This window comes from Streptomyces sp. G45, from assembly GCF_049542095.1.
In the GTDB taxonomy this organism is placed as follows: Bacteria; Actinomycetota; Actinomycetes; order Streptomycetales; family Streptomycetaceae; genus Streptomyces.
This window is the reverse complement of sequence record NZ_JBMUZU010000001.1, coordinates 6750642-6772259: the sequence shown is the minus strand read 5'-3', so window position 1 is coordinate 6772259 and position 21618 is coordinate 6750642. Positions and strand designations below refer to the sequence as shown.

Sequence of the window (21618 nt, the reverse complement as noted above, 5' to 3'; positions counted from 1 at the left end):
CCTTCGCCGCGGTTGCGCTGACGCGGGCCACGCTAATGGTGATCCGCGTCACTCCGGGATGGGGTGGACGGTGAATTCCCCTGTCTGGTACGGGAGTTGCGCATGAGGCGCGCCCCGGGGTTCACCCGAAGGGGGCATGTCCGGGGCGCGCGTCGACGGTGGACCCGGGGTCAGGGGCCGGTGGGCTCGTCGGTGTCGAGGCCGCGTTCGATGGCGTACCGCACCAGTTCGACGCGGTTGTGCAGCTGGAGCTTGCCGAGGGTGTTCTGGACGTGGTTCTGCACCGTGCGGTGCGAGATGACCAGGCGCTCGGCGATCTGCTTGTAGCTCAGGCCCTTGGCGACCAGGCGCAGCACCTCGGTCTCGCGGTCGGTCAGGCGCGGGGCGCCCGGCTCGTCGGGCGTCGCGGGCGCGGGCTCGGACGCCAGGCGGCGGTACTCGCCGAGGACCAGGCCCGCGAGGCCCGGCGTGAAGACGGCGTCGCCCACGGCGGTGCGGCGCACGGCGTCGATCAGCTCGTCGGTGGAGGCGGACTTCAGCAGATAGCCGGTGGCGCCGGACTTGACGGCCTCCAGGACGTCGGCGTGCTCGCCGCTCGCGGAGAGCACCAGGACCCGCAGCGCCGGGTTGGCGCCGACGAGTTCCTTGCACACCCGCACGCCCGGCTTCAGCGGCAGGTTCAGGTCCAGGACCAGCACGTCGGGTCCGGCGGCCCGGGCGCGCCGCACCGCCTGCTCGCCGTCGCCCGCGGTCGCCACCACGTCGAAGCCGGACTCGGCGAGGTCCCGGGCGACGGCGTCGCGCCACATCGGGTGGTCGTCGACCACCATCACCTTCACCGGGGCCCCGCCGCCGTCCCGCGGGTCGTGCTGCTGTTCGGTGTGTTCAGTCATCGGGTCGCTTCCGTATTCCCCCTGCGTCCCTGGGGACGCGCAGCTCCACTTCCGTTCCCTGGCCCGGCACCGAGATCAGCTCGGCCGTGCCGCCGATGTCCCGCAGCCTGCCGCGGATCGACAGGGCGACGCCCAGCCGCCCCTCCCCCTCGGCCTGCGCGAGCCGCCCCTGGGGGATGCCGGGGCCGTCGTCCCGCACGGTCACGATGACGGCGTCCGGCTCGTCCTCGACCAGGATCCAGGCGCGGGCGGCCTCCCCGGCGTGCTTGCGGACATTGTCCAGGGACGCGCCGACGGCCGCGGTGAGTTCCCGGGCCGCGTGCGCCGCCAGGGTCACCGGGGCGCCCGGCTCCGAGAGCGTCACCTTCGCCCCGGCGTACGGGGCGAGCAGCGTCCGCAGGTCGCAGCTGGCGGCGGGCTCGTCGTCGGGCTCCTCCACGACCCGCACCACGGCGCCCTCTGCGGCGTCCTCCGACACGTGCGAGGTGCGCGCCAGGCCGCCCGCGACCAGGGTGCGCAGCGCGACCTCCTGCTCCCCCGCCATCCGGCCCAGCTCGGCCGCCTCGCCGCCGATGGCGGTGCCGCGGCGCTGCACCATCGCGAGGACCTGGAGCACGCTGTCGTGGATGTCCCGGGCCAGGCGCTCCCGCTCCCGGGTGGCGGCCTCGATCTCCAGGGCCCGGGCCAGCGTGCGCTCGGAGGCGCGGGCCACCTCGACGACGTACCCGATGGCGATGGACGCGATGCAGACGAGGAGGACGTTGTGGACGGTGTCGCGGCTGAAGGCGCCGCGCTGGACGACGTTCGCGACGCCGACGAGCAGCGAGGCGCCCGCCGCCCACCGCCAGCCGCCCTTGATCGCGAAGGCGAGGACGGCGCCCGCGGTCCAGATCGACGGCAGCGTCGGGCCGCCGTCGGCGATCCGCTCGGGGGCGTCGGCCGCCCGGGTGAGCAGGATGCCGGTGAGGGCGACCGCCAGGTCGACGGCGAGGAAGGCCCTGGTGCAGCTCGCCGCGTTGGCCACCTTCGGCAGCGTGGCGAGGGTCCAGACCGCGAGCGTCGCGAAGTAGCCGACGGCCACCCACGGGTGGGCGAAGTCGCCGTGCGCGGCGACGAAGAGGGCGACGGCGTACAGCATGGTCAGGACGCGGTACGCGGCGAGCGCGCGCCACAGCGGCAGCTCGACGGACATCCGCATGACTCTCTCGCGCCTGGCCATGAACCCCCACGCCCCCCAGCCCCTGAGGACGCCTCCCGCCCCCCTTGCACCGACGCCGCTAGGCGCCGGACCGTTCCCGCTCCGCCTTCTCCGCCTTCACGGCCTCCTTCGCCGCCTTGGCGGCCTCCTGGAGCTGGCGCTTCGCGGCGGTGGCGTAGATGTCCACGTACTCCTGGCCGGAGAGCTTCATGATCTCGTACATGACCTCGTCGGTGACCGCCCGCAGCACGAAGCGGTCGCCCTCCATGCCCTGGTAGCGGCGGAAGTCCAGGGGCTTGCCGATGCGGATGCCGGGGCGCATCAGCTTCGGCACGACCTTGCCGGGCGGCTGGATCTTCTCCGTGTCGATCATCGCCACGGGGATGACGGGCGCGCCCGTGGCGAGCGCGACGCGGGCCAGGCCCCCGGGCTTGCCGCGGTAGAGCCGCCCGTCGGGCGAGCGGGTGCCCTCGGGGTAGATCCCGAACAGCTCGCCGCGCTCCAGGACCTCGATGCCGCTCTTGATGGCCGCCTCGCCCGCGCCGCGCGCGCCCGAGCGGTCCACCGGGAGCTGGCCGACGCCCTTGAAGAACGCGGCGGTCATCCGCCCCTTGACGCCGGGCGTGGTGAAGTACTCGGCCTTCGCGATGAAGGTGACCTTGCGGTCCAGGACCGCGGGCAGGAAGAAGGAGTCCGAGAACGACAGGTGGTTGCTGGCCAGGATGGCGGGGCCGTCGGCGGGAATGTTCTCCAGGCCTTCCACCCAGGGCCTGAAGGCGAGCTTCAGGGGCCCTCCGATGGAAAACTTCATTGCGCCGTAGATCAACCGACTGCCTCCTGTGTCTGTGGATCAGACCATAACCCGACTGGCGCCCGCGCTCCCTCCGGAGCACGCGCGCGGCCCGGCCACCGGCGGCATCGGGCGGTTCCGCCGACCGGACGGCCCTGGTCGGTGTCAGCCCGGTCGCGTACCGTGAAGTACCCCCGAACGCGACGTACCTCCCCGCACGCAACGCCCGCAACGCCCGCGATTCCCTCTCCCACACCCCGCAACCCCTCTCACGAAGGAGACCGAAGGTGCCGGTCCTCCCCGGAGCCGAGCCGTACCGCCGCGAGGGCGGCGAGGTCGGCGTCCTGCTGTGTCACGGCTTCACCGGATCCCCCAGTCCCTGCGCCCCTGGGCGGAGTACCTGGCGGAGCGCGGCCTGTCCGTGTCCCTGCCGCTGCTGCCCGGGCACGGCACGCGCTGGCAGGACATGCAGGTCACGGGCTGGCAGGACTGGTACGCGGAGGTGGACCGCGAGCTGCGCCTGCTGCGCGAGCGCTGCGCGGAGGTCTTCGTCTTCGGCCTGTCGATGGGCGGCGCCCTGGCCCTCCGGCTCGCCGCGAAGCACGGCGACGCGGTGCGCGGCGTGGTCGTCGTCAACCCGGCGAACAAGGTGCACGGCCTGGCCGCCCGCGCCCTGCCGGTGCTCCGCTTCCTGGTGCCCTCCACCAAGGGCATCGCGAGCGACATCGCCAAGGACGGCTCGGCCGAGATCGGCTACCAGCGGGTGCCGCTGCACGCCGCGCACTCGATGCGCCGCTTCTTCCAGCGCGTCGACGCCGAACTGCCGCAGGTGACCCAGCCGCTGCTGCTCCTGCACAGCCCGCAGGACCACGTGGTGCCGCCCGCGGACTCCGCCCGCGTCCTCAGCCGGGTGTCGTCCACGGACGTCACGGAGATCCTGCTGGAACAGAGCTACCACGTGGCGACGTTGGACCATGACGCGGACCGGATCTTCGAGGAGAGCTTCGCCTTCGTCGGCCGACTCGCCGCACAGGCAGCGCTCGCCGCGCAGACGGCGGAGGAAGGGACGGCCACCGGTGGCTGAGCAGCAGGACCGCGACGAGAGCCGCGAGCCCGACGAGCGGACGGTGCCCCCGGGCGAGGAGCCCGCGGTGCCGCTGGACGAGGAGGCGGCGTGGCGGGCCATCGTCGCCGGGTACGGCGAGGAGCCCGCGGACCCGCCCGGCGCCAAGCCCTTCAAGTCGGTGGAGGACCTGGCCCTCCTGGAGTCGGAGTCCAACGGCCCCGCCGGGGACGGCGCCCGCCCCGACCTGTCGAAGGACATCGGCGACAAGAGCGGCGACGCGCCGCGCCCGCTCGGCAGCTCCGTCTCCTTCGCCCCGGGCGTGGGCGGCGCGGGCCCGCGGGACTACGAGGCGCCGGAGCCCTCCGACGACGACTTCGACGAGGACGACGAGGGCCACTTCGTGCCGCCCGAGCCGCCGCCGCTGCCGGAGGCCGACGTCACCGCCAAGTTCGCCTGGCTGGCCGTCATCGGCGGCCCCATCCTGCTGCTGCTTGCCGTGCTGCTCGGCTGGCAGATGACGTGGTGGCTGACGACGCTCGGCATCGGCGGCTTCCTCGGCGGCTTCACGACGCTGGTCGTCCGCATGAAGAGCGGGGACGACGAGGAGGACGACGACCCGGGCCGCGGCGCGGTCGTCTAGCCCCGGGCCGCCGGTACGCGCAGGGCGGCGAGGACCGGCAGGTGGTCCGTGGCCGCCCTGAGGTCCTCGTCCCGTACGCCCGGGTGGCCCAACGGCACGCCGCAGCCGAGGACTTGGACGCCGGGGGTGGCGAAGATCGCGTCGATGCGCTGGTGCGGGTCGGCGGGCGTCGAGGTCTGCTCGCCGCCCCAGGGCGCGGTGGCCCAGCAGTCCTGGAGGGCGCCCGCGAGCCTGCGGAAGGTGCGCCCGTCGGGCCGGTCGTTGAGGTCGCCGCCCGCGACCGCGTGGTCCACGCCCATCCCGGCGAGCCGGTCGAGGAGCATCCCGCCCTGGTCGTACCGCTCGTCGCGCTGGAGGCTCAGATGGCAGCTCAGCACGCCGAGCCGGACGCCGCCGAAGCGCACCACGGCCGTGGCGAAGCCGCGCCGGTGCAGCCCCGGCGTCAGCGGAAGCAGCACGTCCTCGGTCCGCTCCACGGTGGCCCGCAGCGAGCACAGCAGCGCGGGCCCGGCCGCCGTGCCGCCGCCGGAGAGGATCACCAGGTCGCTGGCGCGGGCGAGCCGCGCCAGCTTCTTGCGCCAGCGGAAGAACCGGGGCGCCTCCTGCACGAGGACCAGGTCGGGTGCGCAGGCGGCGATGACGCGGGCCAGCGCGTCGGTGTCGTCGCGCATCGAGCGGATGTTGTAGCTGAGCACCCTGATCACGGCCGAACCGTCGGCTTCGGTGCGGGAGTTGGGCAGCGTACGCGTCGGGCTTGTGGGCATGGCGATCAAGATACGGGACACCCGCGACGGACACGCGAAAGCGCCGGACAGGCTGGTCTCAGCCCGTCCGGCGCTTGAGGACAGAGCCCGTCCGGCGTCTGCGGACAAGAGCCCGTCCGGCGTTTGAGGACGAGCGCGCAGCGCGATCGACGGCGCCCCACGCGGGGGCCACCCCCACGGCCAGGGGTCACATCACCGGATCAGGCTCCCGAGCCAGATCCGCCGCGCCGACGAGCCCCGCCTTGTTGCCCAGCCGCGCCGCGATGACCTCCGCCTGCGGGCGCCACTGCGCGCCCACGAGCCACCGCTTGAAGGACTTGCGGATCGGGTCGAGCACCAGCTCGCCCTCGTCGGAGAGGCCGCCGCCGACGATGAACGCCGACGGGTCGAAGAGCGAGGCCAGGTCGGCGAGGCCCGCGCCGACCCAGCGGGCCAGCTCACGGTAGGAGTCCACGGCGACCGGGTCGCCCTGGCGGGCGGCCATCGAGATGTGCTTGCCCTCGATGCCGTCGGGGGTGCCGTCGCCGAGGGAGAGCAGGTACTCGGCGTTCTCCGGGGCGGCGTTGGCGCGCTGCTTGGCGTACCGCACGAGGGCGCGCCCGGAGGCGTACTGCTCCCAGCAGCCCTGCGAGCCGCAGCCGCACAGCAGGCCGTCCGGCACCATCCGGATGTGGCCGAACTCGGCGGCGACGCCGAAGTGACCGCGGCGCAGCTTGTTGCCGATGATGATGCCGCCGCCGAGGCCGGTGCCGAGCGTGATGCAGATGGCGTTGCGGTGGCCCTTGCCGCCGCCGAACTTGTACTCGCCCCAGGCGGCCGCGTTGGCGTCGTTCTCCACGACGACCGGCAGGCCCACCCGCCGCTCGACCTCGTCCTTGAGCGGCTCCTGGCGCCAGTCGATGTTCGGCGCGAAGTAGACGGTGGAGCGCTCGCGGTTGACGTATCCCGCGGCGCCGATGCCCACGCCGACGATCTCGTGCCCGGCCCGCGCGCCGTCCACGGCGGAGGCGATCGCGTCGACGATGGCCTCGGCGGTGCCGGGGGTCGGCACCTTGAACGTCGACAGGATGTGACCGTCCTCGTCGACCACTCCGGCCGCGATCTTCGTGCCGCCGATGTCGACGCCGATGGTGAGTCCCATGAATCCCTCAGTTCGATCGAGCCCCGCTACGGCCCACCGTACCCGAGGGGGGTCAGTCCAGATCGATGTGTTCGCCAGGTCCGGGGCCCTCGTCGCGGCGGTCGGAGCCGTCCGGCCGGGCCGCCTGCTCCGGCCGGTCGCCGGTGTCGCGGGTCCAGCGGCCCTCCTGGCCGGTGACCGCGCTGCGGTAGGCCGCGAGCAGTTCGGCGCCCGCGGCGGCCAGGTGGTCGAAGACGTCGGGGTTGCGCTCGATGACGGGCTCGACGGCGGCCCTGGCCTGCTTCACGACCTGCTGCACGGTCTCCTGCACCGCGCCCTGCGCGACCGCGCCGAGGAGCGGGGCCTGGAGGCCGGACAGCTTGTCGGACACGGCGTCGACGAGCTTGCGCAGCTCCTCGGCGGCGGAGCCGGGCGGCGGCCCGTACTGGGCGCGGCGGCGGGCCTTCTCCGCCGCGAGGTCCTCGGCGCAGGCGGTCGCCCACGCGTCGGCGTCGACGGGCCCGGGGTGCTGGGGCTCGGGGCGCTCCGGCTCGGACGCGTCGCGCTCGGTGGCATCGCTCATGACGGGCTGACTCCTGCGCAGGGCCGATGAATGCGTATCAGTGCGTACTGTCGACGTTACCCGAACGGCGCAGCGCGGTTCACCGGGTGCGCGGCCACAGGTCCGGGTCGGGGGTGAAGCGGATCCGCAGGGTCCCGTCGCGCAGGGCCGCGCCGGTGACGGTGCAGCGGCGCAGCGCGGACGGCAGCGGGACGATCCGGCGGAACGGGCCGACGGTGACGACGAGTTCGTCGCCGCGCCGGATCAGGCCCAGGTCGTCGCGTACGGCGCCGGGCAGCGGGATGGTCCAGATCAGCAGGGACTCCTCGGCGAGCGCGTCCGTGACCGGCCAGTCGACGGGGGCGGGCGCGGGTCCCGGGGCGGGCAGGCCGAGGGCGGCGAGGTCGTCGGCGCCGCGCGGGTCCTGGCCGAGGTGCGGCACGCGGTGGGTGGCGTACGCCGTCTCCCACTCCGCCAGGGCCTTGTGCTGTTGGGCGCGCAGGGCGGCGAGCCAGGGGGTGTCGCCGTCGGGGTCCGGTACGACGCGGTTGGCGACGACGGCGTCCAGGCGCAGGCCGTGCAGCGCGAGCCCGGTGACGGCGGCGGCCACGGCGTCGGCGCCCGCCGGGCCCGGTTCGGCGACCAGGCGGACGCTGGTGTCCGGCGCCTCGATCACGGCCTGCGCGGCGGCGAGCCGGGCGTCCCAGCGGGCCGCCGCCTCGTACAGCGAGGCGGCGGGCACGGGGACGCCCGCGAGGCGTCCGAGCATCGGGCGCAGGGCGCGGGCCGCCTGCCGCTCCGGGGGCAGCAGACGGCGCAGATAGCGGCGCAGCTGCTCGGGCAGCGCGAGCAGGGCGAGGGCCCGGGGGGCGGCGGGCAGGTCGACGACCACGGTGTCGTACGTGCCGTGCGTGCCGTCGGCGATGTCGCGCAGCGTGCGCAGGACGGCCAGCTCGGCGGCGCCGGGCAGGGCGGTCAGCTCCTCGTCGTCGAGCCGCTCGGCGCCGAGCAGGTCCAGGGCGGCGCGGGTGTGGTCCTGCGCGGCGAGCAGCTCGGCCCGGAAGCCGTCGTCGGGGTCGGGGCGCAGCGCCGTCAGGCCCGGGGCGACCGGGGTCGGCGCGGGGCCCGTGCGGGTGCCGAGGGCGGCGCCCAGCGTGTCCTGCGGGTCCGCCGAGACCACCAGCGTGCGGGCGCCCTCGCGGGCGGCGGTCAGGGCGGTGGCGGCCGCGACGGTGCTCCTGCCGGAGCCGCCGGGGCCGGTGAGCAGAACGGTACGCATGACCTCACCGTACGTGGCGCTGGCGGGGGCGCCTTGGGCGGTACCGCTTGCGCCTCCGCCCCGCCGCTGCGCGGCGGCGCGCCCCCACGAGGGGCGGTCACCGCTCGGTCGAGGGGCACGGGCGGGCGGGTGGGAAGAGCACCGCCGCGGCAGCGGCGGACACCACTCACCCGGGGAGAGCCGAAGAACGACCCCCCGGTTACGGCTGAGGCTTCGCCTCGACCCGCTTCTTCAGGCCGTCCAGCGCCCGGTCGATGATGACCTTCTCCGCCTTCCGCTTGATCATCCCCAGCATCGGGATCTTGACGTCCACGGTGAGCCGGTAGGTGACCTCGGTGCCCGTCCCGGCCTGCTTCAGCAGGTACGTCCCGTCGAGCGAGCGCAGCATCTGGGACTTGACGAGGGTCCAGGACACCTCGTTGTCCCCGTTCCAGGTGTACGCCAGCGTCTGGTCGTCCTTGATCGCGCCCGCGTCCATGACGAGGCGCACCTTCTCGGCCCGCCCGGAGCCGTCCGTGGCCAGCACCTCGGCCAGCTTGACCTCGCCGGTCCACTCCGGGTAGCGAGCGAAGTCGGCGATCACGCCCATGACGTCGGCCGGAGCCGCCTCGATCGTGATGGTCGAGCTGGTGTGTTCCGCCATCGCCGTGGCTCCTCCAGATGCGGTCCGGTGCTGGTGCGGGCGCTGCCCGGTGCGGTGCAGTGCCCGCCGCTGAAGGCTACCGCGCACGCGGCGGCCGCCGGTCACCCGTCCCGGGGCCCGGGGCACCGGCGGTGGCCCCGGGGCCCGGAAGCGGTCACCACTCCAGGGCGAACGGCCGCCCCGACCCGGCGAAGTGCCCCACGTTCACGCACTCCGTCGCGCCGATCCGCATGCGCCGCGCCAGCGGCTGGTGGACGTGGCCGAAGAGGGCGTACCGGGGCCGGGTGCGGCGGATGGCGTCGAGGAGCGCCCGGCTGCCCCGCTCGAAGCGGCGCGCCACGGTGTCGTACACGAGGTCGGGGACCTCCGGCGGGATGTGGGTGCACAGCACGTCGACCTCGCCGACGGCCTCGATCTTGGCGGCGTACTCCTCGTCGCTGATCTCGTACGGCGTGCGCATCGGGGTCTTGAGGCCGCCGCCGACGAACCCGAAGACCCGGCCGCCGATCTCGACGCGCTCGCCGTCGAGGACGGTGGTGCCCTCACCGGCGTATTCGCGCCACAGCTCCGGCATGTCGACATTGCCGTACGTGGCGTACGTCGGCGTGGGGAAGGCGGCGAAGAGTTCGGCGTACTGCTTGCGCACCGCGCGTTCCACGGCGGGGCCGCGGTCGACGCCCGCCCACAGCGAGGCGCCGAACGCGCGGGCCTCCTCGAAGCGGCGCGCGGTGCGCAGCTCGACGAGGCGGGTGGCGTTCTCCTTGCCGAACAGGTCGGGGAAGATGCCGCGCGAGTGATCGGCGTAGTCCAGGAAGAGCACCAGGTCACCCAGGCAGATCAGGGCGTGGGCGCCGTCACCGGCGCGGGCCAGGTCGGCGGCGTTGCCGTGCACGTCACTGATCACATGGACCCGGAAACCTCGCATGCCGGACACCCTAAGCCGGGTCCGGTACCGCTCGGTAGGGCGGTCGGAGGGCCTCAGACGGGGGCGGACGGGGACGCGGACGACCTGCGGTTACTTCCGAGTCAGGAAGTCCGTGGCGTACTGTGCGGTTCAGACCACAACGTCGTGTGACGCACGGAACATCTGGCCCGGCCCCCCTACCGAACCAGCCATACCGATGGGTAACGTCCGGGCAGTCCAGTAGTGCTCAGCCCCTCAACAACATTCCCCGCACCACCCCCGAGGCCTCCGCAGACCTCCCCGAGGACCCCCCGACAAGCCCCCGCTGAGCACCTGCCCGACCTTGGACCGCACCGTCGCATCGCACAACGTCGTGGCGCCGGCGCCCTATGTAGGAGCAGCAGTCTTGCGCGAGTTCAGCCTTCCGGCCCTGTACGAGGTCCCCGCGGACGGCAATCTGACCGACATCGTCCGCCGCAACGCCGCGCAGCACCCGGATGTCGCCGTCATCGGCCGCAAGGTGAACGGGAGTTGGCAGGACGTCACCGCGACGGCCTTCCTCGCCGAGGTGCGCGCCACCGCCAAGGGCCTGATCGCCGCGGGCGTGCGCCCGGGCGACCGGGTGGGTCTGATGTCCCGTACGCGCTTCGAGTGGACGCTGTTCGACTTCGCGATCTGGAGCGCGGGCGCGGTCACCGTCCCGGTGTACGAGACCAGCTCGGCCGAGCAGATCCAGTGGATCCTCGGCGACTCCGGCGCCGTGGCCTGCGTCGTCGAGTCGGACGCGCACGCGGCGGCCGTGGACTCGGTGCGCGACCGCCTGCCGTCGCTGGCCCATGTGTGGCAGATCGAGCGCGGCGGCGTGGAGGAGCTGAACCGGGCGGGCGCCGAGGTCCCGGACGCGACGGTCGACGAGCGCAGCGCCGTCGCGGGCGCCGACGACCCGGCGACCATCGTCTACACCTCCGGCACCACGGGCCGCCCCAAGGGCTGCGTCCTCACCCACCGCAGCTTCTTCGCGGAGTGCGGCAACGTGGTGGAGCGGCTGAATCCCCTCTTCCGTACGGGTGAGTGCTCCGTCCTGCTCTTCCTGCCCGTCGCGCACGTCTTCGGCCGCCTGGTGGAGGTGGCCGCGCTGATGGCCCCCATCAAGCTGGGCCACGCGCCCGACATCAAGCACCTCACGGACGAACTGGCCGCGTTCAGGCCGACGCTGATCCTCGGCGTGCCGCGCGTCTTCGAGAAGGTCTACAACGGGGCGCGCGCCAAGGCGCAGGCCGACGGCAAGGGCAAGATCTTCGACAAGGCGGCGGACACGGCGATCGCCTACAGCCGCGCGCTCGACACCCCGAGCGGCCCGTCCCTGGGCCTGCGCCTGAAGCACAGGGTGTTCGACAAGCTCGTCTTCAGCAAGCTGCGGGCCGTCCTCGGCGGGCGCGGCGAGTACGCGATCTCCGGCGGCGCGCCGCTCGGCGAGCGCCTTGGCCACTTCTTCCGCGGCATCGGCTTCACCGTCCTTGAGGGGTACGGCCTCACGGAGTCCTGCGCGGCCACCGCGTTCAACCCCTGGGACCGGCAGAAGATCGGCACGGTCGGGCAGCCGCTGCCGGGGTCGGTGGTGCGCATCGCCGACGACGGCGAGGTCCTCCTCCACGGCGAGCACCTCTTCTCGCACTATTGGAACAACGACGCCGCCACCGAGGAGGCCCTCGCCGACGGCTGGTTCCACACCGGGGACATCGGCACGCTCGACGAGGACGGGTATCTGCGGATCACCGGCCGCAAGAAGGAGATCATCGTCACCGCGGGCGGCAAGAACGTCGCCCCCGCCGTCATCGAGGACCGCATCCGGGCGCACGCGCTCGTCGCCGAGTGCATGGTCGTCGGGGACGGGCGGCCGTTCGTGGCCGCGCTCGTCACGCTCGACGAGGAGTTCCTTGGGCGGTGGGCCGCCGACCACGGGAAGCCCGCCGGGGCGACGGCCGCCTCCCTGCGGGAGGATCCCGACCTCCTCGCCGCCGTGCAGAGCGCGGTGGACGACGGCAACGCGGCCGTCTCCAAGGCCGAGTCCGTCCGCAAGTTCCGCGTCCTGCCCGCGCAGTTCACCGAGGACTCGGGGCATCTGACGCCGTCCCTGAAGCTGAAGCGCAACGTCGTGGCGAAGGACTTCGCGGACGAGATCGAGGCGCTGTACCGCGGGTAGCGTCCGCAGGGGCCATCGGCGCTTCGCGCCTCGTCCTCAAGCGCCGGACGGGCTATTTCCAGCCCGTCCGGCGCTTGAGGACGAGGCCGCCAGGCCGATTTACGGGGGTCCAGGGGGCGGAGCCCCCTGGTTTCGGGAAGGGGCGGGGTTGGGGAGCCCCCGGCAGGGTCACAGCAGCGCGCGCAGGCGTTCCGCCAAGAGGTCCCAGCGCCAGCGCTCCTCCACCCAGGCGCGCCCCCGCTCCCCCATCCGCTCCCGCAGCTCCGCGTCGCCGAGCAACGCCACGATCCGATCGGCGGTCTCCTCCGCGGAGCCCCCGCGCACGACCCACCCGGTCTCCCCGTCGAGCACGGCGTCCGGCGCCCCGCCGGAGTCCCCCGCCACCACGGGCAGCCCGGTGGCGGAGGCCTCCAGGTAGACGATGCCGAGGCCCTCGACGTCGAGCCCGCCGCGGCGGGTGCGGCACGGCATGGCGAAGACGTCCCCGGCGCCGTAGTGGGCGGGCAGCTCCTCCCACGGCACCGCGCCGGTGAAGACCACCGAGTCCGCGACCCGGGTCTCCGCGGCGAGCTTCCGCAGCTCCTTCTCGTACGGCCCGCCGCCCACGATGAGCAGCACCGCGTCCGGCTGGGCCGCGAGGATCCGGGGCAGGGCGAGGATCAGCGTGTCCTGGCCCTTGCGCGGGACGAGCCGCGAGACGCAGACCACGACCGGGCGGTCGGTGAGCCCGAGCCGCGCCCGCACCGCCGCGCCGCCGGAGCCGGGGTGGAAGGTCTTCTCGTCGACGCCGGGCGGGAGTTGCACCATGCGCGAGGCGGCGGCGGGCGTGAGGGCGGCGGCGATCCGCGAGCGCGTGTACTCGCCGAGGTAGGTGAGGGTGTCCGTGGACTCGCCGACGCGGCGCAGCAGCTGCCGGGACGCGGGCAGCTGGGCCCAGCCCGCCTCGTGCCCGTGGGTGGTGGCCACGAGCCGCCGCGCCCCGGCCCTGCGCAGCGCGGGCGCCATCAGGCCGAGCGGCGCGGCCGCCCCGAACCACACCGACGTACAGCCGTGTTCGCGCAGGAGCGAGACGGCGCGGCGGGTGACGCGGGGCGTCGGGAGCAGCATCGTCGTGGGGTCGCGGACGACCGGAAAGGGCTGCTCTGCGTCGAAGGCGGCGGTGGCCTCGGCACCCTCGCGGCCGCGCTTCCAGGTGGAGGCGTAGACGACGATCTCGGACGGGTCCAGGCGCAGCGCCATGTTGTGCAGGAACGCCTGGATGCCGCCGGGGCGGGGCGGGAAGTCGTTGGTGACGATCAGGGTCTTGTGCATCGCCGCCGACAGTACCCCTTTCTGGCGTGGGCGCCCGGCGCCGCTTGATCGGCGCTCCGCGCCTCGTCCTCAAACGCCGGACGGGCTGAAAGCTCTGCCGCGACCGGCACGATCCAGCCCAGCCCGCAACGCTCCAGAGCGCACCGCGAGGGTCACGGCCCCGCCTCACCCGCTCACCCCCCGCCCACCGTCATCATGAAGGCCGCAAACCACCCCAAAAGAGACGAAACGGCAGGCGAGGTGTATATGACCGGCTTCCCCGAGCTGCGGGTCCTGGGGGTCTGGGCCCTGACGAGAGCCCTGCTCCTGCTGTGCGTCTTCCGCGTCCTGGTCACCCCGGGCCCCGACGTCACCAGCGACGTCACGTTCATCTACCAGGGCTGGTACGAGGTGCTGCGCACCGGCACGTTCCCGCTGGACGACGTGACGTGGCAGTACCCGCCGGGCGCGGCCCTCGCGGTGCTCGCCCCGGGCTGGCTGCCGTCCCTGAGCTACCCGGCGGGGTTCTTCCTGCTGTGCCTGCTGGCCGACGCGGTGGTGACGGGGCTGCTCCTGTACGCGGGCGCCCGCCCGGGCAGGACGCAGCGGGGCACCTGGGTGTGGACGGCGGGCGTGGCGCTGCTCGGGCCGACGGCGTACGCCCGGTACGACGTGATGGTGACGGCCGTCGCCGTGGCGGCGCTGCTCGCGGGGGCGGGCCGCGCCCACGCGTCGGGGGCGCTCGCCGGGTTCGGCGCGCTGGTGAAGGGGTGGCCGCTGCTGCTGCTCGTCGGCGCGCCGCGCGGGCAGGCCACCCGCCGCTCCTGGGGCGCGGCGGCGCTCACGGCGGGCGGGCTCGGGGCGGCGTTCTGGGTGGCGATGCCGGGCGCGCTCGCGTTCCTGGCCTTCCAGCGGGACCGCGGCACGGAGGTGGAGTCGCTGGGCGCCCTGGTGTTCCACGTGGCACGGCACTTCGGCTGGCAGGGCACCGTCCAGCTCCACTACGGCTCGGTGGAGTTCCTCGGCCCGTACGTGCCGCTGGTCAGCGGCGTGGCGCAGGCGCTGTCCCTGGCGGGCCTCGGCTGGCTGGTGCTGTGGCGGGCGCGGGCGCGCGCCTGGGCGCCGGGCACGCCCGCGGACGCGGCGTTCGCGGCGGTGCTGCTGTTCACGACGACCAGCCGGGTGATCAGCCCGCAGTACCTGGTGTGGCTCGTGGGCATCGCCGCCGTGTGCCTGGCGCGGCGCGACAGCCGGATGGCGCTGCCCGCCTGGCTGGTGCTCGCCGCGACGCCGGTGACGTTCCTGGAGTTCCCCGTGTGGTTCTCGCACGTGGTGGCGAGCGACGCGCTCGGCATCGCCCTGCTCGTCGTCCGCAACGGCCTGCTCGTGGCCGCGACGGTGCTCGCCTGCCGGACCCTGTGGCGGGACACGGTCGTCGCCGCGCCACGGCCGGGGGCGCTGTCCGGCCTGGTCAGCCAAGCTCCTGCCGCAGATAGTCACGCCAGCGCGCGGTGAATTCCTCCGGGCTCGTGCCGAGGACCTCGCGCAGGGCGTCCTCGACGGCGCCCGCCCGCTCGTCGTGCCCGCCGACCGCCGTGTAGAACGCGACGAGCTTCCGCTCGCCCCACTCCTCGGCGATCATCCGGCAGGCCAGCCACGCCCCCTCGTACGAGGCCGCGAGGCGGCCCGCGTCCCCGCTGAAGCCGAAGTCCCGGTCCTCGGGGAGCGCGGCGGGCAGGGCTCCGTCGGCGACCGCGCGCCGCAGCTCCGGCGCGGCCTGCCGCGGGGAGCGGCCGGTGCCGCGGTAGCCGACCCAGTCGGCGAAGCCCTCGGAGAGCCACAGCGGGGTGGCCCGCGAGGTGTCCGCGCGGGTCGCGACGTGCGTGGCCTCGTGGGTGAGGACGACCTGCTTGCCGAGGTCGCCGAGGACACCGTACGCCTCGGGGTTGATGATGATCCGGTCCGCGGGCGCCTTCCCCGAGCCGCCCGCCTCGCCCGTCGTCACGGCCGCGATGCCCTGGTAGCCGGAGGCGGGCGCTCCGAGCAGGTCCGCCATGCTGTCCAGGGACTTCGGTACGAGGACGACGACCCGCCCCGGCCAGGGCCGCGGCCAGGCCTTGCGCACCGCGGGCACCGCGGTGTCGGCGAGCGTCGCGTACCGCTTGAGGTCCGCCCGGCTCCGGCCGACGCCGAGCACCAGGCTGTGGGCGCCCCGCACCACGTCGACGCGCCCCTGGTCCCACAGCTGCCCGGCGGCCTTGCGCGCGGGCCGCTCCCCGGTCACGTACCACCGCCCGTCGCGCCGCTTCAGGGTCAGCGCGCGCTCGGCGGTCAGCGGGGCCCGGTCGTAGTCCGCGACGCGGTAGCTCAGCTCGGCGGTGGCGGTGGCCCGGGAGCCGTCGCGGTCGAAGTCCTTCAGGCGGTACTCCCAGGACGTCAGCGGGAGCGCGCGCAGCCTGTCGTACCCGGCGGCGGTGCCCGTCGCCCGGTACGCCCGCTCGTCCCGCTCCAGGACCGCCTCCGCGCGCCGGTCGAGCAGCCGCCGCACGTCGCCGGGCCCCGCGTCGGGCGTCGCGGGCCCGCCGCAGCCCGCGAGCGCGGCGGGCGCGAGCACGGCGAGGCAGACGCCCACCGCCTTGATCCCGCGCCCACGCCGTCGACCAGCCACGTTTCCGATCGTACGGCGGCGGCGGGCCCGGCCACGGCCCGGCGGCGGAGGTCACCCTCGCATTCGCGTCATCCCGCCGCCCGCGCGCGGCGTCGCCTCAGACCCGCGTCACGCCCGAGACCGGCATCATGTTCACCGGGTCGTAGCGCACCGCGGCCCCCGGGTAGGGCGCGTGCACGACCTGGCCGTTGCCCACGTACATCCCCACGTGGCTGGCGTCGTCGCGGTAGGTGACGAGGTCGCCGGGCTGCGCCTGGGCGAGCGGCACCTGCCGCCCCGCGTTCCGCTGGGCCTGCGAGGTGCGCGGAATGCCGACGCCCGCCTGCGCGTACGACCACTGGGTGAGGCCCGAACAGTCGAAGCCGGAGGGGCCGTTGGCGCCCCACACATACGGCTTGCCGACCGCCGAGCGGGCCGCGGCGATGGCGGCCGCCGCCCGCGAGGACGCCGGGGCCCCGGCGCCGGAGAGGTCCGGGCGGGCCGTGTCACCGCCGCCCGCCGCCGAGCGCGAGGGGCGGTCGTACTCCTCGCGCTCCGTGCGCGACAGGGAGTTGAGCAGCCGCCGGGCCTTGGCGAGCTTGTCCTCGACGGTGCGCTTGTGGCGGGCCACCGCCTTGCGGCTCTTCTCCAGCTGGGCGAGCGTGCGCCCGGCTTCGGCGCGCTCCTGGGCGAGGGCGCGCTGGGCCCGCTGGAGCTTGCCCAGCTCGCCGGACTGGCGGGCGCTGATGCGGTCGAGGGCGGAGGCCTTGTCGAGGTAGCCGTCCGGGTCGGAGGACAGCATCAGGGCGAGCGAGGGGTCGATGCCGCCCGAGCGGTACTGGGCCCCGGCGAGCGAACCGAGCGCGTCGCGCATCGCGTTGATGCGCTCCTGGCCGCGGGCGACCTGGTCCTGGGCCCGGTCGACCTGGCGGCGCAGCGCCTTCGCCCGCTCGTCCGCCTTGTTGTACGCCTCGGTCGCCTGCTCGGCCTGCTCGTAGAGCCGGTCCACCTTGGCCTTGGTCGCGGCGGGTGTGTCCTTCGGCGCGGCGCTCGCGGGGACCGCGAGGGCGGCGGCCGCCGTGGCGGCGGACAGCACGGTGACGGTGGCGGTGCGCGCGCTCCGGTCGAGGCCGGTGACTGCGGGACGGCGATGGGACCCCACGGGTAGCCGCTCTCCCTTCCGTTGGACTTCCGTTGGACGGACCCCCGCGCGGGCGGGAGCCGCACCCCGGTTGTCGGGGAACGCGCGCGACAGTAGCCCCGTGATCACCCCGCGACCAACGACCTCCGGCGTGCACGCACAGTGACGCCCCGCCTCTGACGCAGGTCATCGACGGGGCGCGGGGTCACTGGAAGGTGGCGGAATTCGCCCGATTGGGCGGACCGCCGTGGGCCGTTGGGGCCGTCAGATCCGGACGCCGAACTGGAACGGCATGTTGTTGATCGACTCGTAGCGCACGACCGTGCCGGTGCGCGGGGCGTGCAGCACCTGGCCGTTGCCCGCGTAGAAGCCGACGTGGTGCAGGTCGCCGTAGAAGATGACCAGGTCGCCGACCTTGAGGTCGCTCTGCGAGTAGATGCGCGTACCGGCGTTGGCCTGGGCCTGCGAGGTGCGCGGGATGGAGACGTCGGCCTGCGCGTACGCCCAGGAGGTGAGGCCGGAGCAGTCGAAGGAGCTGGGGCCGGTCGCGCCGTACACATAGGGCGAGCCGAGCTTGCTCTGGGCCGCGGCGTACGCCGCCATGGTGCGGCTCGACCCCTTCACGCCGCCCTTGGGGGCGTCGGTCTTGGGGGCGTCCATCGCCTTGCGCTCGGAGTCGCGGCTGGCGCGGTCCTCCTTGGCCTTCAGGGCGGCGCGCTCCTTGGCGGACAGCGAGTTGAGCAGCCGCTGGGCCTCGCCGAGCTTGCCCTGGACCTCGCGCTTCTTCTTGCCCAGCTCCTCGCGCGTGGTGGCGAGGTCCTTGAGCTTGTCGGCGGCCTCCTTGCGCTGCTGCGCGAGGGTGCGCTGCTTGGCCTGGATCTTCTTCAGGGCCTCGGCCTGCTTGCTGCTCAGCTGGTCGAGCGTGGAGGCCTTGTCCAGGTAGCTGTCCGGGTCGGAGGAGAGGAACAGCTGGAGCGAGGGGTCGATGCCGCCGGAGCGGTACTGCGCGCTGGCGAGCGAACCGATGCCGCCGCGCAGGTCGTTCAGCTCGTCCTGGCCGCGGGCGACCTTGTCCTGGAGGCGGTCGACCTGCTTCTCCAGCTTCTGCTGCTTCTCCTTGGCGCCGTTGAACTTCTCGGTCGCCTTCTCGGCCTCTTCGTAGAGCTTGTCGACCTTGGACTTGACCTCGTCCTTGCTCGGCTTCTCGCTGGGCGCGGCGTTGGCGGCCTGCGAGGTGAGGGCCACGGCAGCGGCGGCGGTCGCGGTGAGCACGGTCACCCGCGCACGGTTGGGCTGCTTGGGTCGACGGTGGGAAGCCACGAAGGCGGCTCCTTCGATGAGTGATCAACAGAGCGGAGGTCTGCGCGCGACCCTAGTGACCCGTCTGTGATCAGATCAAATCCTGACCGTACAAAAGTCGGTCGGCGAGCGTTTTCTTTACGATTGATCGACGTTCCGTAGTGGTCAGTTGACGCTGCGTCGCATCCACACTCGGTCCAATTCGGGCATACGGTACGGGAGTTACGGAGGGGGCCCAGGTGAGTGAAAGTCAGGCCAAGGCCCGCGCAAGCCGCGTTGTGCTCAGCCCCGGGTGAGCCGCTTCAAAAGGACCGCCGACGCCACCGGGCGCGCCCCGGCCTTGGCGACCCCGTCGGCCACCTCGCGGTCGGTCGACACGACGATGACGGGCCGCCCGGGCGGCTCGGCGCGCACCAGCTGGCGGATCAGCTCGTCCGCCGTCACGCCCGGCTTCGAGAACAGCACCCGCACGCCGCGCGGCGGCGCGAGCAGCACCGGCGCGGCGAGTTCGGCCCCGTCGAAGACGCAGGTGACCTCGGCCCCGCTCTGCAGCGCCAGCTGGGACAGCGAGCCGAGCAGGCGCAGGCGCTGCTTCTCCAGGGGCATCGTCGGATAGCCGGTCTTGGTGACGTTGTAGCCGTCCACCACCAGATGGGCCTGGGGCAGGGCCAGGAGCTGGTCGAGGATCGCCGGGTCGTTCTCGGACAGGGCGCGGGCCGCGATGTCCTTGGGCGTCATCCGGCCGGGCTCGACCGCGTCGACGGTCTCGGCGGGCCGCACGGACACCGGCGGCAGGGCGAGTTCGCGGCGCAGCCCCTGGGCCGCGTCGAGCACCGTGTCGAGCAGCAGGCGCACCCGCATGTCCTCCACGCTGCGGCCCTCGCGCGCGGCCCTGCGGGTCGCCTCCAGGGCCGACTCCGCCTCGCCAAGCCGGGACTTCAGGCGCCGCACCTCGCTCTCGGCCGCCGACAGCTGCGCCTGCCCCTCGGCGCGCACGGCCTCGGTGTCGGCGACGGCCTTGCGCAGCGCCGCCTCGCCGCGCTTGACGTCGCTGAGCGCGCCGCGCAGCTTGCGGTGCGTCGATTCGGCTTCCTTCTTCACCGCGTCCAGCTCGCCGCGCAGGCGGTCGGTCTCGGCCTTGGTGTGGGCGCGGGCGGCGGCCAGCTCGGCGCGCAGCCGCTCCAGCTCGGCGCGGGTCTCCTCGTCGGCGCGCTCGGCGTCCGCGCGCTGGGCCTCCTCGCCCGCCGCCGTCACGAGCTTCACCCAGCCGGTGGGGCGCAGGACGTACGCGGCGGCCGCCACGTCCAGCGGGTCGGCGGCGGGCGGCGGGGTGCCCGCGTCCAGGGCGGCGGCCAGCTCGGGCTGGGCCTCGCGCAGCCGCTCGCCGATGCGCTGGCGGAACAGCGGGTCGCTCTCCAGGGCCGCCGCCATGGCGTTGCCCGCGAACTTCACCCGCCTGCTCGGCGTGAAGCGGGCGTACTGCCTGAGCTGCGGCGGCAGTTCCGCGACCGTGAGGCCGCCGAAGCCGTCCGAGGCGATCTGCACCACCGCGCGCCGCACGCCGTCGGGCAGCGGACGGTCGAGCACCTCAGCGGCGCCGTCCTCCGGCGTTCCGCCCGCGCTCTTAACCATCGGTCACCCCACTAGCTGTGCGGGGCCCGCTCCGCTCAGGAGCCGGCCCCGGGCCTGTCCACGAGTTCCACCTGATCCACCGCGTTGCACCAGCGGCAGCGGACCGACTCGATGGTCTCACTCACCACCTCGCGTTCCTCGACCCTCGGCTCTCCGGCGAGGTCGAGGTGCACGTACTCGACGGCCCTGGAGGAGCGGGTCACGTCGAAGCGCGTGAGGTTGCCGCAGAGGGCGCAGCGCCATCGGGTGCTGTCGGTCGGCAGGGGAACCGGCATCGTGACGCTCGCCTTCCGTCGGGGGACCTGGTGCGTATGTCCCGTAACCCTAAGGCCTGCGTAAGGACGCCCGTGCGCAAAGAGCGGGCTCGGGTGCGGGAGCGGCGCGGTTGACGTGGGTGGACGCACCGTCGATCCGATCTGTACGGTTAGCCGCCGATTGATCACTTTCTGCCATGCTCTGTACATGATCGACACCTGGGGCAGGGCGGCGGTGCGGCTGCTGCGGCGGCAGGCCGCCCCGGTGACGTACGCGCTGATCGCCACGTGCTGTGCGGTCTTCCTGCTCTCGCCGGTCTCCGGCCTGAACCCCGCGTACGGCACCGGCGAGACCCTCGTCGCGGCGCAGCGGGCCTACTTCGAGCGCTGGGGAGTCGTACCCGTCGAACTGCTCAGCGGCAAGCCGCGGGCGGCGCTCACCCTCGTGACGGCGCTGTTCGTGCACGGCAGCTGGCTGCATCTGCTGGGCAACATGCTCTTCCTGTACGTCTTCGGGGTCATGGTCGAGGAACGCATGGGGCACCTCCAGTACGCCCTGTTCACGGTCGGCTGCGGGGCGCTCGCGCTGCTCGGCTACGCGATCGCGCACGCCGGGTCGCCGGGGACCCTGGTGGGCGCGTCGGGCGCGATCTCGGCCGTGCTCGGCGCCTTTCTCCATCTCTTCCCGAAGGCCCGCGTCACCAGCCTCTTCCCGTTCCTGTTCTTCCTGCCGCTGCGGTTCCCGGCGTGGGTGGTGCTGCCGTTCTGGGTGGCGCTCCAGTGGGTGGCCGCGAGCCAGCAGAAGCAGGGCCCGGGGGTGGCGTACCTGGCGCACCTGGTGGGCTTCGGCCTGGGGTTCTGCTACGCCTGGGGGCGTGCGGGCAGGCCAAGTACAGTGAAGTCCTCTGGAACGGCCACCGAGGGAGACAGCCAGCCGTGATCACCGCGATCGTGCTCATCAAGACCAGCGTGGACCGGATCCCGGAGATCGCCGAGTCGATCGCCGCCCTCGACTGCGTCAGCGAGGTCTTCTCCGTGACCGGCACCTACGACCTGATCGCCATGGTCCGCGTCGCCCGCCACGACGACCTGGCGGACGTCATCCCCGGCCGGATCAGCAAGATCCCCGGCGTGGAGGCCACGGACACGCACGTCGCGTTCCGCACGTACTCGCAGCACGACCTGGAGGCCGCGTTCGCGATCGGCCTGGACTCCTAGCCGGGCGCCCCGAGCCGAGCGCCGCCGCGCCCGGATGAGGATTTCCTCATCCTGGACTCATCCAGATGCACCGGT

The 21618-nt window shown here is 73.8% G+C and carries 20 protein-coding genes and 1 pseudogene; 6 read left to right on the top strand and 15 right to left on the bottom strand.

Features of this window, described 5'->3' with window-relative positions:
- Positions 1 to 170 precede the first annotated feature (170 nt).
- The 3 genes from ACOBQU_RS28615 to ACOBQU_RS28605 are packed head-to-tail and all read right to left on the bottom strand — an operon-like array spanning position 171 to position 2902.
- Complete coding sequence (locus ACOBQU_RS28615; protein WP_423634768.1) at positions 171 to 830, bottom strand: response regulator; 660 nt, start codon at positions 828 to 830, stop codon at positions 171 to 173.
- Positions 831 to 885: 55 nt separating this feature from the next.
- On the bottom strand, positions 886 to 2112 hold the full coding sequence (macS, locus tag ACOBQU_RS28610) for a MacS family sensor histidine kinase (protein WP_423630874.1): 1227 nt from the start codon (positions 2110 to 2112) through the stop codon (positions 886 to 888).
- A gap of 58 nt (positions 2113 to 2170) precedes the next feature.
- Positions 2171 to 2902, bottom strand: a complete 732-nt coding sequence (locus ACOBQU_RS28605; protein ID WP_423630872.1) for a lysophospholipid acyltransferase family protein — start codon at positions 2900 to 2902, stop codon at positions 2171 to 2173.
- Between the two features lie 266 nt (positions 2903 to 3168).
- On the opposite strand from ACOBQU_RS28605, the pseudogene ACOBQU_RS28600 reads away from it, so the two are divergent.
- Positions 3169 to 3965: pseudogene (locus ACOBQU_RS28600) on the top strand (alpha/beta hydrolase).
- Positions 3958 to 4587: a hypothetical protein gene (locus tag ACOBQU_RS28595; RefSeq protein ID WP_423630870.1), complete on the top strand. Its 630-nt coding sequence runs from the start codon at positions 3958 to 3960 to the stop codon at positions 4585 to 4587. The pseudogene ACOBQU_RS28600 and the gene ACOBQU_RS28595 overlap by 8 nt, the downstream one beginning before the upstream one ends.
- On the opposite strand, the gene ACOBQU_RS28590 is transcribed toward ACOBQU_RS28595, so the two are convergent.
- The 6 genes from ACOBQU_RS28590 to ACOBQU_RS28565 form a co-directional block, all read right to left on the bottom strand.
- A complete protein-coding gene (locus ACOBQU_RS28590; protein WP_423630868.1) occupies positions 4584 to 5351 on the bottom strand; it encodes an endonuclease/exonuclease/phosphatase family protein in 768 nt (255 codons plus the stop codon). The genes ACOBQU_RS28595 and ACOBQU_RS28590 overlap by 4 nt on opposite strands.
- A gap of 187 nt (positions 5352 to 5538) precedes the next feature.
- Positions 5539 to 6492, bottom strand: coding sequence for an ROK family glucokinase (locus tag ACOBQU_RS28585; RefSeq protein ID WP_423630866.1), 954 nt, complete (start codon positions 6490 to 6492; stop codon positions 5539 to 5541).
- A 52-nt stretch (positions 6493 to 6544) separates the two neighbouring features.
- Positions 6545 to 7054: a DUF5304 domain-containing protein gene (locus ACOBQU_RS28580; RefSeq protein ID WP_423630864.1), complete on the bottom strand. Its 510-nt coding sequence runs from the start codon at positions 7052 to 7054 to the stop codon at positions 6545 to 6547.
- Positions 7055 to 7133: 79 nt separating this feature from the next.
- The gene (locus tag ACOBQU_RS28575) at positions 7134 to 8312 is read right to left on the bottom strand and encodes an ArsA family ATPase (protein WP_423630862.1); all 1179 of its coding nucleotides are present in this window, start codon (positions 8310 to 8312) and stop codon (positions 7134 to 7136) included.
- A gap of 199 nt (positions 8313 to 8511) precedes the next feature.
- On the bottom strand, positions 8512 to 8955 hold the full coding sequence (locus ACOBQU_RS28570) for an SRPBCC family protein (RefSeq protein WP_423630860.1): 444 nt from the start codon (positions 8953 to 8955) through the stop codon (positions 8512 to 8514).
- 154 nt (positions 8956 to 9109) lie between these two features.
- Positions 9110 to 9880, bottom strand: coding sequence for a metallophosphoesterase family protein (locus ACOBQU_RS28565; protein WP_423630858.1), 771 nt, complete (start codon positions 9878 to 9880; stop codon positions 9110 to 9112).
- Between the two features lie 385 nt (positions 9881 to 10265).
- Here ACOBQU_RS28565 and ACOBQU_RS28560 point away from each other — a divergent pair, with 385 nt between their 5' ends.
- Positions 10266 to 12062, top strand: coding sequence for an AMP-dependent synthetase/ligase (locus tag ACOBQU_RS28560; RefSeq protein WP_423630856.1), 1797 nt, complete (start codon positions 10266 to 10268; stop codon positions 12060 to 12062).
- Between the two features lie 168 nt (positions 12063 to 12230).
- Here the strand turns inward: ACOBQU_RS28560 and ACOBQU_RS28555 are convergent, their stop codons facing one another.
- Positions 12231 to 13373, bottom strand: a complete 1143-nt coding sequence (locus ACOBQU_RS28555) for a glycosyltransferase family 4 protein (RefSeq protein ID WP_423630854.1) — start codon at positions 13371 to 13373, stop codon at positions 12231 to 12233.
- A gap of 246 nt (positions 13374 to 13619) precedes the next feature.
- Here ACOBQU_RS28555 and ACOBQU_RS28550 point away from each other — a divergent pair, with 246 nt between their 5' ends.
- Positions 13620 to 14867, top strand: coding sequence for a glycosyltransferase 87 family protein (locus ACOBQU_RS28550; protein ID WP_423630852.1), 1248 nt, complete (start codon positions 13620 to 13622; stop codon positions 14865 to 14867).
- On the opposite strand, the gene ACOBQU_RS28545 is transcribed toward ACOBQU_RS28550, so the two are convergent.
- The 5 genes from ACOBQU_RS28545 to ACOBQU_RS28525 form a co-directional block, all read right to left on the bottom strand.
- Positions 14824 to 16020: a hypothetical protein gene (locus ACOBQU_RS28545; protein ID WP_423630850.1), complete on the bottom strand. Its 1197-nt coding sequence runs from the start codon at positions 16018 to 16020 to the stop codon at positions 14824 to 14826. The two genes, ACOBQU_RS28550 and ACOBQU_RS28545, sit on opposite strands and share 44 nt — an antisense overlap.
- A 97-nt stretch (positions 16021 to 16117) precedes the next feature.
- Complete coding sequence (locus tag ACOBQU_RS28540; protein ID WP_423630848.1) at positions 16118 to 17161, bottom strand: NlpC/P60 family protein; 1044 nt, start codon at positions 17159 to 17161, stop codon at positions 16118 to 16120.
- A gap of 243 nt (positions 17162 to 17404) precedes the next feature.
- On the bottom strand, positions 17405 to 18460 hold the full coding sequence (locus ACOBQU_RS28535) for an NlpC/P60 family protein (protein ID WP_423630846.1): 1056 nt from the start codon (positions 18458 to 18460) through the stop codon (positions 17405 to 17407).
- Positions 18461 to 18721: 261 nt separating this feature from the next.
- Entirely contained in the window at positions 18722 to 20071 is a 1350-nt protein-coding gene (locus tag ACOBQU_RS28530; RefSeq protein ID WP_423630844.1) for an NYN domain-containing protein, read from the bottom strand.
- Between the two features lie 35 nt (positions 20072 to 20106).
- The gene (locus ACOBQU_RS28525; protein ID WP_423630842.1) at positions 20107 to 20346 is read right to left on the bottom strand and encodes a hypothetical protein; all 240 of its coding nucleotides are present in this window, start codon (positions 20344 to 20346) and stop codon (positions 20107 to 20109) included.
- Positions 20347 to 20533: 187 nt separating this feature from the next.
- Here ACOBQU_RS28525 and ACOBQU_RS28520 point away from each other — a divergent pair, with 187 nt between their 5' ends.
- Together ACOBQU_RS28520 and ACOBQU_RS28515 are read left to right on the top strand one after the other, a co-directional pair.
- Positions 20534 to 21265, top strand: a complete 732-nt coding sequence (locus tag ACOBQU_RS28520) for a rhomboid family intramembrane serine protease (RefSeq protein ID WP_423630840.1) — start codon at positions 20534 to 20536, stop codon at positions 21263 to 21265.
- Positions 21262 to 21543: an Lrp/AsnC family transcriptional regulator gene (locus ACOBQU_RS28515; RefSeq protein WP_189732779.1), complete on the top strand. Its 282-nt coding sequence runs from the start codon at positions 21262 to 21264 to the stop codon at positions 21541 to 21543. The genes ACOBQU_RS28520 and ACOBQU_RS28515 overlap by 4 nt, the downstream gene beginning before the upstream one ends.
- The last annotated feature ends 75 nt before the right edge of the window (positions 21544 to 21618 follow it).

Excerpts from the sequence above, each read along its gene's own strand:
- ACOBQU_RS28555 (WP_423630854.1), bottom strand. The coding sequence starts at position 13,373 with ATGCACAAGACCCTGATCGTCACCAACGACTTCCCGCCCCGCCCCGGC.
- macS (WP_423630874.1), bottom strand. The coding sequence starts at position 2,112 with ATGGCCAGGCGCGAGAGAGTCATGCGGATGTCCGTCGAGCTGCCGCTG.
- ACOBQU_RS28615 (WP_423634768.1), bottom strand. The coding sequence starts at position 830 with ATGGTGGTCGACGACCACCCGATGTGGCGCGACGCCGTCGCCCGGGAC.
- ACOBQU_RS28525 (WP_423630842.1), bottom strand. The coding sequence starts at position 20,346 with ATGCCGGTTCCCCTGCCGACCGACAGCACCCGATGGCGCTGCGCCCTC.
- ACOBQU_RS28590 (WP_423630868.1), bottom strand. The coding sequence starts at position 5,351 with ATGCCCACAAGCCCGACGCGTACGCTGCCCAACTCCCGCACCGAAGCC.
- ACOBQU_RS28520 (WP_423630840.1), top strand. The coding sequence starts at position 20,534 with ATGATCGACACCTGGGGCAGGGCGGCGGTGCGGCTGCTGCGGCGGCAG.
- ACOBQU_RS28570 (WP_423630860.1), bottom strand. The coding sequence starts at position 8,955 with ATGGCGGAACACACCAGCTCGACCATCACGATCGAGGCGGCTCCGGCC.
- ACOBQU_RS28565 (WP_423630858.1), bottom strand. The coding sequence starts at position 9,880 with ATGCGAGGTTTCCGGGTCCATGTGATCAGTGACGTGCACGGCAACGCC.
- ACOBQU_RS28575 (WP_423630862.1), bottom strand. The coding sequence starts at position 8,312 with ATGCGTACCGTTCTGCTCACCGGCCCCGGCGGCTCCGGCAGGAGCACC.
- ACOBQU_RS28530 (WP_423630844.1), bottom strand. The coding sequence starts at position 20,071 with ATGGTTAAGAGCGCGGGCGGAACGCCGGAGGACGGCGCCGCTGAGGTG.
- ACOBQU_RS28580 (WP_423630864.1), bottom strand. The coding sequence starts at position 7,054 with ATGAGCGATGCCACCGAGCGCGACGCGTCCGAGCCGGAGCGCCCCGAG.
- ACOBQU_RS28585 (WP_423630866.1), bottom strand. The coding sequence starts at position 6,492 with ATGGGACTCACCATCGGCGTCGACATCGGCGGCACGAAGATCGCGGCC.
- ACOBQU_RS28550 (WP_423630852.1), top strand. The coding sequence starts at position 13,620 with ATGACCGGCTTCCCCGAGCTGCGGGTCCTGGGGGTCTGGGCCCTGACG.
- ACOBQU_RS28605 (WP_423630872.1), bottom strand. The coding sequence starts at position 2,902 with ATGAAGTTTTCCATCGGAGGGCCCCTGAAGCTCGCCTTCAGGCCCTGG.